16 protein-coding genes and 1 tRNA gene are annotated in these 13,824 nt (G+C 39.7%); 6 read left to right on the forward strand and 11 right to left on the reverse strand.

From position 1 onward, the window contains the following. Nucleotide 1: 1 nt before the first annotated feature. The 8 genes from OXIME_RS05915 to OXIME_RS05950 all read right to left on the reverse strand — a co-directional run bounded on the left by OXIME_RS05915 (nt 2) and on the right by OXIME_RS05950 (nt 6,307). The gene (locus OXIME_RS05915; RefSeq protein WP_393970926.1) at nt 2-826 is read right to left on the reverse strand and encodes a methylenetetrahydrofolate reductase; all 825 of its coding nucleotides are present in this window, start codon (nt 824-826) and stop codon (nt 2-4) included. 71 nt (nt 827-897) lie between these two features. Beyond that, nucleotides 898-2,442, reverse strand: coding sequence for an aldehyde dehydrogenase family protein (locus OXIME_RS05920; RefSeq protein ID WP_393970927.1), 1,545 nt, complete (start codon nt 2,440-2,442; stop codon nt 898-900). Between the two features lie 97 nt (nt 2,443-2,539). Beyond that, nucleotides 2,540-2,761: a hypothetical protein gene (locus OXIME_RS05925; protein WP_393970928.1), complete on the reverse strand. Its 222-nt coding sequence runs from the start codon at nt 2,759-2,761 to the stop codon at nt 2,540-2,542. Beyond that, nucleotides 2,762-3,922: an ArsA family ATPase gene (locus OXIME_RS05930; protein WP_393970929.1), complete on the reverse strand. Its 1,161-nt coding sequence runs from the start codon at nt 3,920-3,922 to the stop codon at nt 2,762-2,764. A gap of 36 nt (nt 3,923-3,958) precedes the next feature. Further along, nucleotides 3,959-4,939: a polyprenyl synthetase family protein gene (locus OXIME_RS05935; RefSeq protein ID WP_393970930.1), complete on the reverse strand. Its 981-nt coding sequence runs from the start codon at nt 4,937-4,939 to the stop codon at nt 3,959-3,961. Between the two features lie 266 nt (nt 4,940-5,205). Beyond that, nucleotides 5,206-5,475 (reverse strand): DNA-binding protein Alba, encoded by a 270-nt coding sequence (gene albA / locus OXIME_RS05940; protein WP_393970931.1) that lies wholly within the window; start codon nt 5,473-5,475, stop codon nt 5,206-5,208. A 101-nt stretch (nt 5,476-5,576) separates the two neighbouring features. Continuing rightward, nucleotides 5,577-5,969, reverse strand: coding sequence for an Lrp/AsnC family transcriptional regulator (locus OXIME_RS05945; protein WP_393970932.1), 393 nt, complete (start codon nt 5,967-5,969; stop codon nt 5,577-5,579). Nucleotides 5,970-6,031: 62 nt separating this feature from the next. Then, on the reverse strand, nt 6,032-6,307 hold the full coding sequence (locus tag OXIME_RS05950) for a hypothetical protein (protein WP_393970933.1): 276 nt from the start codon (nt 6,305-6,307) through the stop codon (nt 6,032-6,034). 196 nt (nt 6,308-6,503) lie between these two features. Here OXIME_RS05950 and OXIME_RS05955 point away from each other — a divergent pair. The 4 genes from OXIME_RS05955 to OXIME_RS05970 all read left to right on the forward strand — a co-directional run bounded on the left by OXIME_RS05955 (nt 6,504) and on the right by OXIME_RS05970 (nt 8,748). Then, a tRNA-Leu gene (locus tag OXIME_RS05955) sits at nt 6,504-6,588 on the forward strand. A 219-nt stretch (nt 6,589-6,807) separates the two neighbouring features. After that, nucleotides 6,808-7,107: a DsrE family protein gene (locus tag OXIME_RS05960; protein WP_393970934.1), complete on the forward strand. Its 300-nt coding sequence runs from the start codon at nt 6,808-6,810 to the stop codon at nt 7,105-7,107. A 184-nt stretch (nt 7,108-7,291) separates the two neighbouring features. Further along, nucleotides 7,292-7,546 (forward strand): hypothetical protein, encoded by a 255-nt coding sequence (locus OXIME_RS05965; RefSeq protein ID WP_393970935.1) that lies wholly within the window; start codon nt 7,292-7,294, stop codon nt 7,544-7,546. Between the two features lie 434 nt (nt 7,547-7,980). Further along, entirely contained in the window at nt 7,981-8,748 is a 768-nt protein-coding gene (locus OXIME_RS05970; RefSeq protein ID WP_393970936.1) for an exodeoxyribonuclease III, read from the forward strand. Between the two features lie 461 nt (nt 8,749-9,209). Here OXIME_RS05970 and OXIME_RS05975 read toward each other — a convergent pair whose 3' ends face one another. The 3 genes from OXIME_RS05975 to OXIME_RS05985 are packed head-to-tail and all read right to left on the reverse strand — an operon-like array spanning nt 9,210 to nt 11,975. Beyond that, nucleotides 9,210-10,388, reverse strand: a complete 1,179-nt coding sequence (locus OXIME_RS05975) for a DUF1015 family protein (protein ID WP_393970937.1) — start codon at nt 10,386-10,388, stop codon at nt 9,210-9,212. Continuing rightward, the gene (locus OXIME_RS05980) at nt 10,389-11,255 is read right to left on the reverse strand and encodes a deoxyribonuclease IV (protein ID WP_393970938.1); all 867 of its coding nucleotides are present in this window, start codon (nt 11,253-11,255) and stop codon (nt 10,389-10,391) included. Nucleotides 11,256-11,267: 12 nt separating this feature from the next. After that, entirely contained in the window at nt 11,268-11,975 is a 708-nt protein-coding gene (locus OXIME_RS05985) for a TrmB family transcriptional regulator (protein ID WP_393970939.1), read from the reverse strand. 212 nt (nt 11,976-12,187) lie between these two features. Here OXIME_RS05985 and OXIME_RS05990 point away from each other — a divergent pair, with 212 nt between their 5' ends. Beyond that, nucleotides 12,188-12,601 carry a PaaI family thioesterase gene (locus tag OXIME_RS05990; RefSeq protein ID WP_393970940.1) on the forward strand — a complete coding sequence of 138 codons (414 nt, stop codon included), beginning with the start codon at nt 12,188-12,190 and terminating at the stop codon, nt 12,599-12,601. Next, nucleotides 12,598-13,815, forward strand: a complete 1,218-nt coding sequence (coaBC, locus tag OXIME_RS05995; protein ID WP_393970941.1) for a bifunctional phosphopantothenoylcysteine decarboxylase/phosphopantothenate--cysteine ligase CoaBC — start codon at nt 12,598-12,600, stop codon at nt 13,813-13,815. Before OXIME_RS05990 ends, coaBC begins: the two co-directional genes overlap by 4 nt. Nucleotides 13,816-13,824: the final 9 nt, after the last annotated feature.

Consider the following 13,824-nt stretch of genomic DNA (forward strand, 5'->3'; position numbering starts at 1 on the left):
TTCAAATGCACTCCAGTATATCCTTTGCTAGATTATTATGCCCCAATGGCATAATGTGAATCCCATCAACATATCCCTTCAAAGAATCGAATGTTTCCAGTATTACTCTTCGTGAAGTTGATTCTATATCATCTGAGTACTGGAATTTTTCCCGAACCTCTGCGGACATGTTTATATGCAGCTTTTCAGCGAAATCCACCTGGGATTTTTTCCTTATTGCCATGAACCCTGCCATTATCTTAAAATTTCTCTTCTTTATCCATTCTTTTTCAAGAAGTTGTGGATCAAATATTATCTGGCTGATAAAGAGCCTTGATCCGTGTTCCATCTTTTTCAATGCTATTTCTTCCTCGTTGGAACGGTAAGGATTTATTGCACTTCCTATTACAATTTCCGACTGGTCACCATCCCTGGACTTAATCAACTTACGCGACTGGTTAATCTCAGTTATTGTTTCCATCACATCAATCTCTCTGACCTCTTTTGAATTGGCATCCGGGCTTATTGGATCGCCACCTATTACAAAGAAATGATTTATTCCGAATTTCATGGCGGTTATGGCCTGAGATCGGATAAAAAGAGCATTCTTGTCTCTTGGAGTAATATGTGGCATGGGAATAATATTGTTATTCCTTGTGGCTTCATAAAGCGCTATTACCGGATCAATGCCTGGCAGTCCTCTGGGATTTTCCGGTGCAGTGAACATATCTGAAAGGTCAGCAAGGAGATTTCCTGCATCTATTATGTCAGATAGAGATGATGTCCTGGATGGAACAAGTTCCACCGACCTGATGATTTTAAGGTTACCAATATCTTTCTTTGCCACATAAGGCAAATATTCTCTCTATTAAAGAGGATTAGTGACTCCTATATTACCCACAGGAATATGTCAGGAGATCAGAAGTCAAACCTGACCCCCTGCGACAGTGGAATTTCTTTGCCCCAGTTCACCGTGACTGTTTGCCTTCTCATATACGCTTTCCAGGAATCACTTCCACTCTCTCTTCCTGACCCTGTCTCTTTTTCCCCACCGAATGCACCTCCTATTTCAGCTCCTGCGGTGCTAGTGTTTACATTTACAATTCCGCAGTCTGATCCTCTTGCAGAGAGAAAGAGATGCTCCTCTGACAGATCAGTGGTGAATATGGCTGACGACAAACCCTGAGGAACTGAATTATGTATTTTGATAGCCTCTTCAATTGTTTTATACTTGAATACGTAGAGGAGAGGTCCGAATGTTTCTTCCTGTACTATTGGCATAGACATCTTCGCCTCGACAATGGCTGGTTTAACATAAAAACCGTTCTCCAGTCCGGGAATTGTAATTTTCTCACCGCCAAATAAGAGCCTCCCTCCCTCTTTTTTAGCAGTTTCTATGGCAGAAAGATAGGTTTGAACTGCTTCTCTATCTATAAGTGGACCAACGAGAACGCCTTTCTCAAGTGGATTGCCAATCTTTATAGTGGAATATGCAGCTTTAAGTTTCTTTATGAATTCATCGTAAATATCTTCATGAATTATTGCCCTTCTTGTGGAGGTACATCTCTGCCCTGCTGTTGCCAATGAACCGAATACCAGGCCTTTTAGAGCAATATCCATATTTGCCCTGGATGAAATTATAGCTGCATTATTTCCCCCCAGCTCTAGAATTGTCTTTCCCAACCTAGCGGACACGGTGGTATTTATCTTCCTTCCAACAGGAATTGATCCTGTGAATGAGACAAGAGGAATTCTGTGGTCTGTTGCAATCCACTCTCCACCCTGTGAACCTCTGCTCACAATCAGAGAGAAAATCTGGGGCATTTCAAGCCTTTCCAACACCTTTTCTATAACATGAATGACACCGATCGCAACCAGGGAGGCTTTTGTAGATGGCTTCCATATGACAACATCCCCACAGACAGCAGCTATAAAAGAATTCCATGACCATACTGCAGATGGGAAATTGAAAGCGGAAATCACACCCACAATACCCATGGGAATCCACTGCTCGGATAATCTGTGTTCCGGCCTTTCGCTTGTCATTGTCAGACCGTAAAGTTGCCTGGAGACCCCTGTTGCAAAATAGGCAACGTCTATCATTTCCTGGATTTCCCCCTCCCCCTCAACCTGAGTTTTCCCGGTTTCAAGGCTAACAATTTTTCCAAGAAGTGCTTTCTTTCTTAGAAGTTCGTCTCCGATCTCTTTTATAACAAAACCTCTTTTAGGTCCAGGTACCTCGGACCAAATGGAGTATGCATTTTGCAGATGGGCTATTATTTCTTCATAATCGTCCTTTGTTGAAAGTTCCACTTTTCCCAGTTGGGTTCCATCGATTGGACTGTATGATGTGTAAATATCTCGCTTCCCTTCAGAATGCCACTTTCCTGAAAATGATCCGTGATTCGTTTCCTCCAGTCCAAGTTCTTTGAAAACAGTTTTAATCTCCTTTTGAATATCCATAATTTATCTGTTAGAGATGGCAGAATAATATAAAATATGTGCAGATTGTCTTTAGTAATATTAAAAAGTGTGATCTTTTCTTTAAAATGTTCTGTATCTATTTGATCTCTATTTTTCGAACTGTCTTTTCCTCAGATTTTTCCTTTTTGCCTATCAGTGACTTCCCAGCTGAAATTATCTCATTGCCTGCGGTTTGCAGATGAGATAGAGAATCCATGAATTGACTGAATCCTGCCATTGGTATACTTATCTTAAGTTCGAAAGTGGCCTTGTTATCGTCATTTTTTTCATTGTTTTTAGATTTCTTCTCCTGATCCATTTACACCAGTTCAATATTTAGATACCCATTAATAAACTCTGCGTTGCCGGGTGTCTTATCTGACAGCGATTGCGGAAGATAAAACACTCTTCTCCAGTTTTCAACTTCTATGACCAGTTCACCGCCCCTGTTGTAAAGATTTATGAACTCTTTTTTAGCGAATGGAAGCTTAACTTTAACATAGTAACGATCTGCCTTTCTGTAATAATCTATTGGTTTTCCCCTGAAGAATACATCCATTGGATTAGAACCTCCGTATATTTTTTCAGATAAGCTTCCAAGATATTCTTTTCCAATGGGCTCCTCATTAGAAAGATAGACTTTCATAACCTTAATTTCCGGAAATGATTGGTCAATTTCCTTTATTATTTCTTTCTGGTTTTCTTTCCATTTAAAAAAGAAATTGCCAACATCCTCCGTAAATATCTTGTTCACTATGAGGGCGTCAACCGGATAGCCGTATAGAAGGAGGTATGTATAGGCCCTTTTCGTCTCGTTGAAGGACATCCTGTCCGGGTTGCATACAAGCCTGATGGATGTAATGCTGTCGTCTGTCATTACCTCCCTTACTTTTCTAAGGTTTTTATAAAGGCTGTCCATACTTGCAAATACTGTATCATCCGGGATAGGCATACCTATAATGGGCTTCACGAATGGTCTCACTATTTTTGCTGTTGTTCTTCCAATGGGAAATACCTTCTCCATATACCATGACATAGCCTCCGGGAATGATAGAAGTTTCAACGCTTCACCTGTTGGGGCACTATCCATTATTATAACATCGTACTTGTTGGACTTGAGATGATCATTGAGATATAGAAGATGGGATGCCTCATCAAACCCTGGAAGTGTTGCGATTTCTTCAGCTGAGACCGGATCAAGCCCTTGAGACTGGAAAAGAGCAGCCAGGTAGACCTTTAACTCTCCCCAGTGGGAACTTATTGCCTCCACCACACTTACCTCCTGTGCATCAAGATTTTTGAATATTGTTTTGACCCTAGGGCCAATTTCCACATTCAGAGCATCGCCGAGGCTGTGAGCAGGATCTGTGGATATTATGAGCGTTGGTATCCCAGAATTTGCAAGCCCGACTGCAGTGGCTGCAGCTATGCTTGTCTTCCCTACCCCACCTTTTCCTGTGTAAAGTATTATTCTTGCCATATTTTTATCATCTTACCTTTTCAAAATTTTTTAGTTTCAAGCCAGTTCCTCTATCCTCTCAATGACTATGAGGGCTAACTCCATAAGAAGATTAATGTCTGGTGAGGTCCCCGTCTTCTTCAGAGCCTCCATAGCCCTCTCTATGTAGCTCCTTGCCATTTTAAATGAGTAATCAATTGAACCTGTCTTAAGAAAATAGCTTTTAAGATCGAAATCGTCTCCGTGGTCCTTGCCTTGAAGGCTCTCTTCCAGGGCTATTCTATTCTTTTCATCTGAATTTCTAAGCGCATATATGATTGGAAGAGTAATCGCGCTGTGTTTTATATCCACCAGAACCGGCTTACCCATCTTTTCCTCGCTTCCTACAATATCCAGAATATCATCTGTAACCTGGAATGCCATACCAAGATTAAATGCAAAATCCGTAAGACTTTTTCTCAGAAGTGCATTACAGTTGGCTGCAACGGCTGCTCCTTCCGCACAAGCGGCAAAGAAGAAAGCAGTTTTTTTGCTAATTATTTTCAGGTAGGTCTCTTCTGTAAGTTCCAGATTTCCAAGGTTCTTCGCTTCGAGAATCTGCCCCTCCGCAAGCCGGCTTGAAGCATCAGCCATAATTTTAGATACCGCGGCACCGTATCTTGAACCGAGCTCATATGCTTTGGCAAAAAGGTAATCACCAACAACTATGGCGTTGTCCACCCCTTCCTTTACATGAAGTGTTTCTCTACCCCGTCTCAGTTCTGACTTGTCAATAATATCATCATGAATAAGGCTTGCTGTATGAATCAGTTCATAGCCAGCTGCAAGGTCCAGAATATCTTTATAATCCTTTCCGGAGGCAATGCTATATGCAATTATTATAAGAAGGGGACGGAACCTTTTTCCCCCCGCTTCCAACGTATATTTGGCCATACTGAAAAGCGCCTCTTCTTCTGTATAGATGGATACCTGCAGTCGTCTATTTACGTCTTCAATTTTTTCAGAAAGGCTCATTTCCCATTCTAAGAATGATTTCATGCGGATCAGTATTCTTCGTATATCTTTTGAACCAATTTAACTCTTAGTGCCATGATCCAAATACCTTGCTATGATAATATTCCTGTGATTAATCTTATTAATAATCAGTAAAAAGGATAGTAACTCATTCTGTTTCTGAAGAATGTGAAAATTAAATCTAAAAATTTTAAAAACGTTGATATGGAAGCCCATTTAATGAGATGGAAGAATCATTGTTCCATTCCCAATGCTACTAAATACATCTGATGGAAAAATGGAAAAATAATTTATCTGGTCATTGTTATTTCAATTGAGGATACATTAGAATCCCCGTTTTCTCCATGGAGAATTTCTGTTTCCAGCTTGATGTCCTTGTATTTTGCGTCTTTGATAAATTTGTGCTTTGTAATCTCGGCTATGTCCACAGCTTTGCTGATTGATTTTCCCCTCGCTTTTATTACAATCTTTTCTATATTGTTGTTAAACTGGGTAACTACAGCAAGAACGTAGTTCATAGTTGGTTTTTTGCCGACAAAGATTATGTTTTCTTCTGCCATGTTGATCACTTATCATCGCATTTTTAGATCATATATAATTATATCGGCAGATTTTCTTATGTTTGCCGGAACATTATTTTATCCCATATTCCTTTAAAGCATTATTTGAGTCTTATCAGTGTATCGGTCCCCTTAACGCCATCAATCTCCCTGATTGAGTCCACCTGTGAGTTTAGAACATCAAGGGAATTACAGGAAATTCTAACTGCCAGATCAGCCCTTCCTGAAAATTCGTATATATCCTGAAAGTTCTTTTTGAGGGATGTCTGAATAATAGAGGTCTTTCTTGGATCTATCCTTACAAGAACAATACCCTCAACGTCGCTTATACCAAGATCTATTGTGAATTCCTTGATAACCTTATCCTTGACAAGCTTAGAAATCCTTTTGCGAACAGTGCCTTCTGATATATTGAGCAGTCTCCCGATTTCAGAATTGGATAGCCTTGAATTATGTTTCAGAATTTTGATGATATCCCAGTCTCGTTGATCCACATGATGTTAACGTAAAGTTGTTAAAATTGATTTCTAATCTGAAGAAAATAAAAAATGTATCCTTATCTGTACATAGTCTGGCCTTTCTGGTCCTCTATTTTCTTTTTGGACATAAGATCTTTTGGTACTTTTGTGAGCCTGATGATATTGGTAGCCTGGACCATATAAATTGGAAGTCCTGAGTTCATATCGTTACCGTTTCTCATTATAGCAACGATTTCCATCTTAATTTGAATTACTGAACCATCCTTTAGTTTTACGGTTATCCACTTTGGTTCTTCCTCAATTTCAAATTCAACAAGTTCCCCCTGATCCGGATAGTTATTTGGCATTACCATTATTCACTAAATACTGTCATTGTATTAAACTTTGTAATAATATTTTTATATATGACATTTAATCTTTATTATCCAGGAACATCCCAATCTCATTTAACAAAAGTTATGTGAAGATAATAATTAACCTTCTGAAACACTCTTCAATTTCTGAAATTAAGCACTTTTAATATATGCCCGAGTTATAAACCACCACAATGCGAGGGTAACTAAGCTTGGCCAACAGTGCAGGACTTAAGATCCTGTCTCGCAGGAGTTCGTGGGTTCAAATCCCTCCCCTCGCACTTTTGCATACAATTTAAATTTCTCCTCTCCCCTAGTAAGCCGATTTGTAAAAATGAGTTTGTAGGGATGGAAAAAAAGCTTTATAGAACTATATATGCACTTCCATGTATAGTGACATCCTCCCCCAGATAACGCAGGGGACTTCTCGCTCTAAAGTTAAAATTATATAAACAGGTGGATCATGTGTTTTTATGCCTGCCGTTGTACAAGTTTCAGAAATGGAAAATGCAAAGTCGGCCCTAAAATCAATAAAAAACCTTCGTGAGGATTTGCCCTTAGAGGAGATTGAAGTAGTATTGCACCAGGAAGCTATAGATATTGCACTGTCCAATGGAGAATACAGTAACCTGGTTCTTGATCTGATGACAAGAGATATAGGATTTGCAGTATGTTACAATTCAATGAAAGCGAGAGATCTAAAAAGCACTGACCTGATAGATGGAATTAAGATAGTTGATGCCGGAGTTGGAGAAATAATAAAATTGCAAAAAGACGGTTGGGCTTATTTAAAACTTTAAACCCAATGTTCCGCCTGAAGTTAAGTTTCATTGCAAAAATCTATATTAACTCACTGCAATGCCAGATAATTATGTGATAGAATTCGCAAAACTCGAAATAGAAAATGAGTCTGTTAAATCATTCTATTTTAAGAAGCGGGCAAATTTCAAATATAGATAAGACCAGTTTGTTGTTTTAAGGTTAATGGATGAAAAACTGGATCCAATGTCCTCCCTGAGACAGTTCTCTCTGTCATCTTCACCAAATGAAGAAGATTTGACCATTACAACAACAATTAAAGGGAGAAACTCCAGATTCAAGGAAAACATGGATGCACCGGCAGATGGTCAGGAATTCTGGATATTCGGTCCCAATGGAAGTTTTTTCTTGAAGGAGAAAAAGATTGTCTTCTTCTGGCTGGGGATATGGGAATCTCCCCCTTCCGAAGTATACTTTTGAAATCATTATTCGAAAGGAGAGATACCAGAATCATGCTTATTCATTATTGCAGATGAAAAGACTTTAGGCTGTTCAGTGATGATTTCAAAAAGATGCCTTTCGATTTGCTGAAAATCAAGAATGCTAAAGTTGATAATTTACCCAGAGTGCCCTGGAATTACTGATGCAATATACTAGATTAAGGAATTCATAGATGCAAAGACAAATACTGTTCCAGGCAACACCATAATGATTGCAGGGCTTCCTTTATTCGTTGATTCGGTTGGTGGACTCATAAACTCTCTTGACAGAAAAGATAATCTAAATATTAAGATAGAGAAGTTTAAAGGCTATTGAATGAGTGAATCTTATTGAAATTAACAGGTCGACGAGAATGATCTTACCATTGCAAAATGTTTTATTGTACAATTGATGAACTGCTGTATTGAGTTTAAATGAGGATTAAATTGCTTTCCTGGAATGTGAATGGAATCCGATCGGCGGTAAAAAATGGAGCATTGAGAGATATAGAAGAACTGGATCCGGATTTTATTTGTCTACAAGAGATAAAATCTGATGAAAAGACTGTACCTTTGGAAATAACCTCGCTTGGATACAGCGCATTTGTAAATCCCGCTAAAAAGAGGGGATATAGCGGAACCATGATCCTGACAAAAGAGAAACCTCTTTCAGTAAAAACTGGCATTGGAAGCATGCAGTTTGATGAAGAGGGAAGGGTACTTTCCGTTGAAACTGAAAAATTCTGGCTCATTAATGTATATTTTCCAAACTCACAGAGAGATCTTGTACGTTTGGATTATAAATTGGAGTTTGACAGGGAATTCGGCAGTTATTGTCTGGAACTCCAGAAGACAAAGCCTCTGATCATCGCTGGCGATTTCAATGTTGCCCACGAGGATATAGATATAGCCAGACCTGACGAAAATAGAAATAATGCTGGTTTCACCAACCAGGAGAGAAACTGGATGACTCGTTTTCTTGATTCCGGTTTTATAGATACTTTCAGGATGTTCAACCGAGAACCTGGCAACTATTCATGGTGGACTTACAGATTCAATGCAAGGGAGAAAAACATAGGCTGGAGGATTGATTATTTCATAGTTTCCGAGATCCTGAGAAAAAACACCAAGACCTCCACAATACTTAAAGACATAAAGGGATCAGACCATGCCCCTCTGAGTCTTGAGATTGAGTTTCCATGACCAAAAGGACTACCTCAAACAATGGTTTAAAAAAATTTCTCAGGAACTCCCCTTTTGAAATTGAAGAGAGCAAAGCGTCCATAGTATAATTAGATCCCGCGTCCTTTTAAGAAAAGGTCTTCCCCATATCTTTTCCGTCTTCCCCTCTGCTCTCATGGTTTCCGGGTATAGGTCTATTTTACAACGGCTTCCCTAATCACTCCATGCTTCCTTTGAATAGCCCTTATATTCATTCCCCTCCTCTTTCATCTTGCTAAATATGTAAAGAATTTCCGTTTTTTAAATCTCCGCTTCACCTCCAATAAAAGACTGCATGGTTCAATCTTACTTTGCCGAGAGTTAACAATATTCAATTACAGTTTACAGCCCTCGCAGATAATACTTTATTAGTCAATTGTTTGTAAAGATGTTAGTTGACTAATTCCTAGCAGTAGTCCATTTTTTTAATTTTATATATTTTCCTATTTGCAGTAAATGGCAATTCCCGATGGAATTTTTGGGTAGAAATAAGTTGATTTCTGAGGGAGCATATGACCGCGTCTTGTAAGGTTTATAAACGTATCCTTGCTCCATGCTGGCATTATGATTGCAAATTCCGCATGATGGTTGTCCACGGCGTTGATGGCGAAGAATTCATCCTGAGTGAATGATACATTTTCCTCAATTGTCTTATTGCTCATGCCAAGCATTTCCCTGAATATGAGATCATTTATAATTCTGGGATTAGATTCGTTGACATCATCAAAGGCAATTCCAAGATGTGTGTTGACTGAATCCTTTGGATCCAGTATGTAAAATTTATCCTTATAAATCGCCATATGATTTTCGTCAGCATAGCTTTTTTTAACTGTAACAGTGAAGTATCTGCCGATTTTTTCCATAACATCATTAAAATTGAATTTAGTGGAAACAATCCTGTGAATTCCTGAGATCATTAATCCCCGGTCATATATTGAAGTGGTGTAGGCAAATAACGAAGACCATTTCTCCTTACCTTCTGGCTTATCTTCCTGCAACAGCTCCTTAACAGCCTGAAATCTGTGATGGCCATCTGCAACGACAGCGTCATCGTTTTTTATAACTGACTGAATCTTTTTAATTTTATCTATATCGTATATGAAAAATGATCTATTTATTACACCCGATGGTTCTTCAAATTCAAGGTCAGGCTTACTATCCTGAATCATACGTCTGAGGAGATTATTAAAACTGTTGCTTGCAACTGCAAGAAAGATGGGTTCAAGCTGGCACCCGCATTCCTTCATTAGTTCCTTTCTCTCCTCAACCGCCCATCTAAAAGTATTTTCATGCGGCCTTATCTGTTCCCACCCTTCCTCAATTGATACAAGAGAGATCACCCCTATTCTTACCATTTTCTCCCTCATGGAATAAAACTCCTGCTCAAGTATAATTATGCAGTCCTTATCCAGTTTTTTCAGTATTCCATCATCCATCCACTTACGCATTATTTTTGATGCATCACCGAAGTTGCCTCTACTGAGTGTTGTCACATGGGTAATGTTGTAAGATGACCGCAGCAGACTCTCCTTCTGATCCTTTGAGATTGTATCGAAAGGGGGCGCTACAGCCTCCTCTATGTGGTTGCTGTATATTATGGGCCTAAAACTCCTAATGTCCACTTATTCATCAATCCGGATAATTTTTGAAATATTTTCTATATCCTGCCCGTAACCTTCTTCGCCCTTTGGAGTTTCAAGGATCATTGGGACTTCCCGAAATCGCCTGTCGTTTACAAAATTGGATATCCCATCCAGTCCAAGAGTTCCCAGACCTATCTGCTCATGCCTGTCCACTCTGCTACCTCTACCTTTTTTTGAGTCGTTGAGATGAAATCCTTTAAGTTTTTCAAGTCCCAGTGTCGATTTGAAAATATCCATAGTCTCAGCATAACCTTCGGGTGTTTTAATGTCGTATCCAGCGGCCCAGGTATGGCATGTATCCATGCATATTGCAACCTTATTTTTGGCTGTAATATCATCCATTACCTTAGCCAAATCCTCAAATTTACTTCCTATGGTGCTTCCCTGCCCTGCTGATACCTCCATGAGAATTGTGCATTTCTGATCTGGTCCGATAACTTGATTCAAATTGTCTATGAGATTTGCAATGGCTTCTTTTTCTGTGATGCCCGATGCAGATCCTGGATGGAAAGTTAGATAGTCAATGCCAAGTTTGTCAGTTCTGGAAATTTCAATGGAAAATGCCTGGATAACTTTATCCTTGAGGTCTGGCTTTGATGTGCACATATTCAGGAGATAGGACGCATGTACCATGATTTTCCCCATACTGTTTTGAATGTTGGATTCTCTGAATTTGTCAACATCCCCATCATCGAGATCTTTCGCCTTCCACTGCATCTGGTTCTTTGAAAATATCTGGTATGTCCTGAATGAGAAAACCTTTGCTCGTTCGGGAGACTTATATATACCACCAGAGGTGGAGACATGCCCTCCAAGAAGTATTTGATCTGTAACTCTTTTTACCATTATCAGGACCCCTTAGATTCCACCGTTTATCATCATGTTTATGAACTGATACACGTGAAGAGCGAGTGCAGGATTGTCCGTGTATCCACAAGCATCTAGTTCAGGTCCAGCGAGTAGAGCCCTTGTCTGGTCACTTACAACATCCGTTGCAATGAGCCCTTCCTTCCTGTATACTGTTGTGTTGGAAGGAACCCGTTTATTGGGGGGGGTAACAAAAACTACCTTCACCCCTCTTTTTGTGGCATTCTCGATATTCTTCCTGAGTTCTGTTCTTATTTCCCTCACCTTTGGAGTGCATATGAAGATTTCGTTTTCAGTGAGATTGAACATTTCCGAGAGTTTTCCTATGACCTTCTGAGTACCGTAAATAGTGTAAACAAGCTGCGGTTCACCCTTGGATGGTAGCATATCCTGCAGTTCTCTAAGGCTCTTGAACAGATCGTCAAGCTTCTGTTCATATTCTGCCTTGATCTTGCCCATGCTTTCCGGTTTGAACATCCTTGGCCTCCCCTCGGTTTCTTTTGCAAAGCCTTTTTCGACCAGTGATTCCATTACTTTGTAGGCAGATGTTCTTGGAATTTTAGCCGTATCAGCAACAGTATCTGCATTCGCCACCCCATGGTATACCAATGCTGCAAAACCCTGTGCCTCATAGGAGGAAAGACCAAGTACCTTCAGCATTTCATGGATCCTGTTCAATTGGTCCGAATTAGCTTCCATAGCTAATAATGCCGTAATTGCTTAAATCATTTTTCTTATTGTATTTTTCTTCTCAATGGAATTTAAAAGGTTTGAAAGCGGGCAATATTTCAATATTAACGAAATATATTAATCAGATATGTAGTAAAAAAAATTAATTTACACAGGTAAATACATCTGCAGGAAGTCGCAGCCAATGGGAATGCTTTAATCTTGAAAAACACTTTCAACCCATGGAGATAGATAAAATTACCCTTGATAGAGTCATAAGCATGGATGGTTTCCTCAAAGGTTTCAGCATAAAGGTAAAATCAGTGGAAGAAGGGAAACTGGAACTACTTGTGGAGTTAACTCCCCATATTATGAGATCTGGAGGCATCATGAATGGAGGGGCAGTTATGGCTATCTGTGATGCAGCGGGAGGGCTTGTAATGTTTTCAGGCCAGGATGTTGTTAATGAAGTTACAATCAACATGTCCACTAATTTCCTTAGGCCAATTTCGAAAGGTCCTGTACTTTTCAGATCCATAGCATTAAAAATAGGCAGACACATCGGTTTCTCCAATATCGATGTACTGGATGGGAATGGAATGATCTGTGCCCAGGCTACGGGTTCCTGGAATTTATACAGGGAGGGGCAGCAATGATTGAAATCCCCGATCCGTGGCGATTCGAAAATATGTTGAATGGAAAAACAGTGGTGGTTGGTACGGGTGCCAGCATTTCTATTTATCGCATCCCTGATCTTATAAGAGATCTCAGGAGGGAGGGTGCAGATGTCAAAGTGATAATGACACCGAACTCCGTAAATATGATTGACCCCAAAGTAATGCAGTGGGCTTCCGAGAATCCTGTTGTGACTGAGATTTCCGGAGAAATAGAACATATTTCACTGTTTCAGCTTGAACCTGAGAACATTTCATTCCTTGTTTCACCTGCTTCCTATGATCTCATAGGTAAAATGGCAAATGGTATCTCCGATGACCCGGTATCACTTTCATTCTCTTTTGCGCTAGGCAATGGAAACCCGGTAGTTATAGCACCAGCAATGCATAAGGCAATGATGGAAACACCAATGAATAGAAAGAATATTGAAACACTTGAAAGGAGCGGTACTTTAATAGTCCCACCTGAAATGGATAGTGACAAAGCCAAGCTCTCCGTTAACGACCAGATAATAGATTATGTTGCCAGATCCTTTTTTGGTAATGAATTACGTGGAAAGAAAATTCTCATTATGTCGGGTTATTCCCGAGTCCGCCTGGATTCCGTGAGAGATATTGTAAATGGAAGTACCGGCTTTTCCGGTTACTGGTTCTGCAGGAATGCTTTTCGGCTGGGGGCACAGGTTATAACCTATGTTGGGAATTCAGCTAACTTGATTCCACCTTATGTGGATTTTCATCCGGCTGAAACAAATCAGGAGTATCTTGATGAGACCCTAAAAGCTCTCAGAAAGTGTGAGTATGATCTGGTCATAGTGCCGGCGGCATTATCTGATTTCTCTATCCTAAGCAGTGAAAACCGTGAGAAGTTACAAAGCGGAGTTAAACATGTAATAGAGTTACTTCCTGATGAAAAGATCATTTCCAGCATAAGGAAAGCCTATAAGGGAAAAATGCTATCCTTCAGCCTTTCGGCTAAGACTGACCCCCATGAGATTAAGAAGAAGTACCTGCAGGCAGATCCTGACATGATAGTGCATAATAAACTGATGAAGAATCGTGAGAATTTTGGTACAGGCAAAAACAACTATACATTCATAGAGAGAGATAAGGTGATCTCACCTGGCAATCTGACAAAGCAGGATATGACATTACTTGTTTTGAGAGAAATGGAGAATATGTTCAAGTCAGAGTAAAAGAGAAAA

The organism is Oxyplasma meridianum (assembly GCF_038024865.1).
GTDB lineage: Archaea > Thermoplasmatota > Thermoplasmata > Thermoplasmatales > Thermoplasmataceae > Oxyplasma > Oxyplasma meridianum.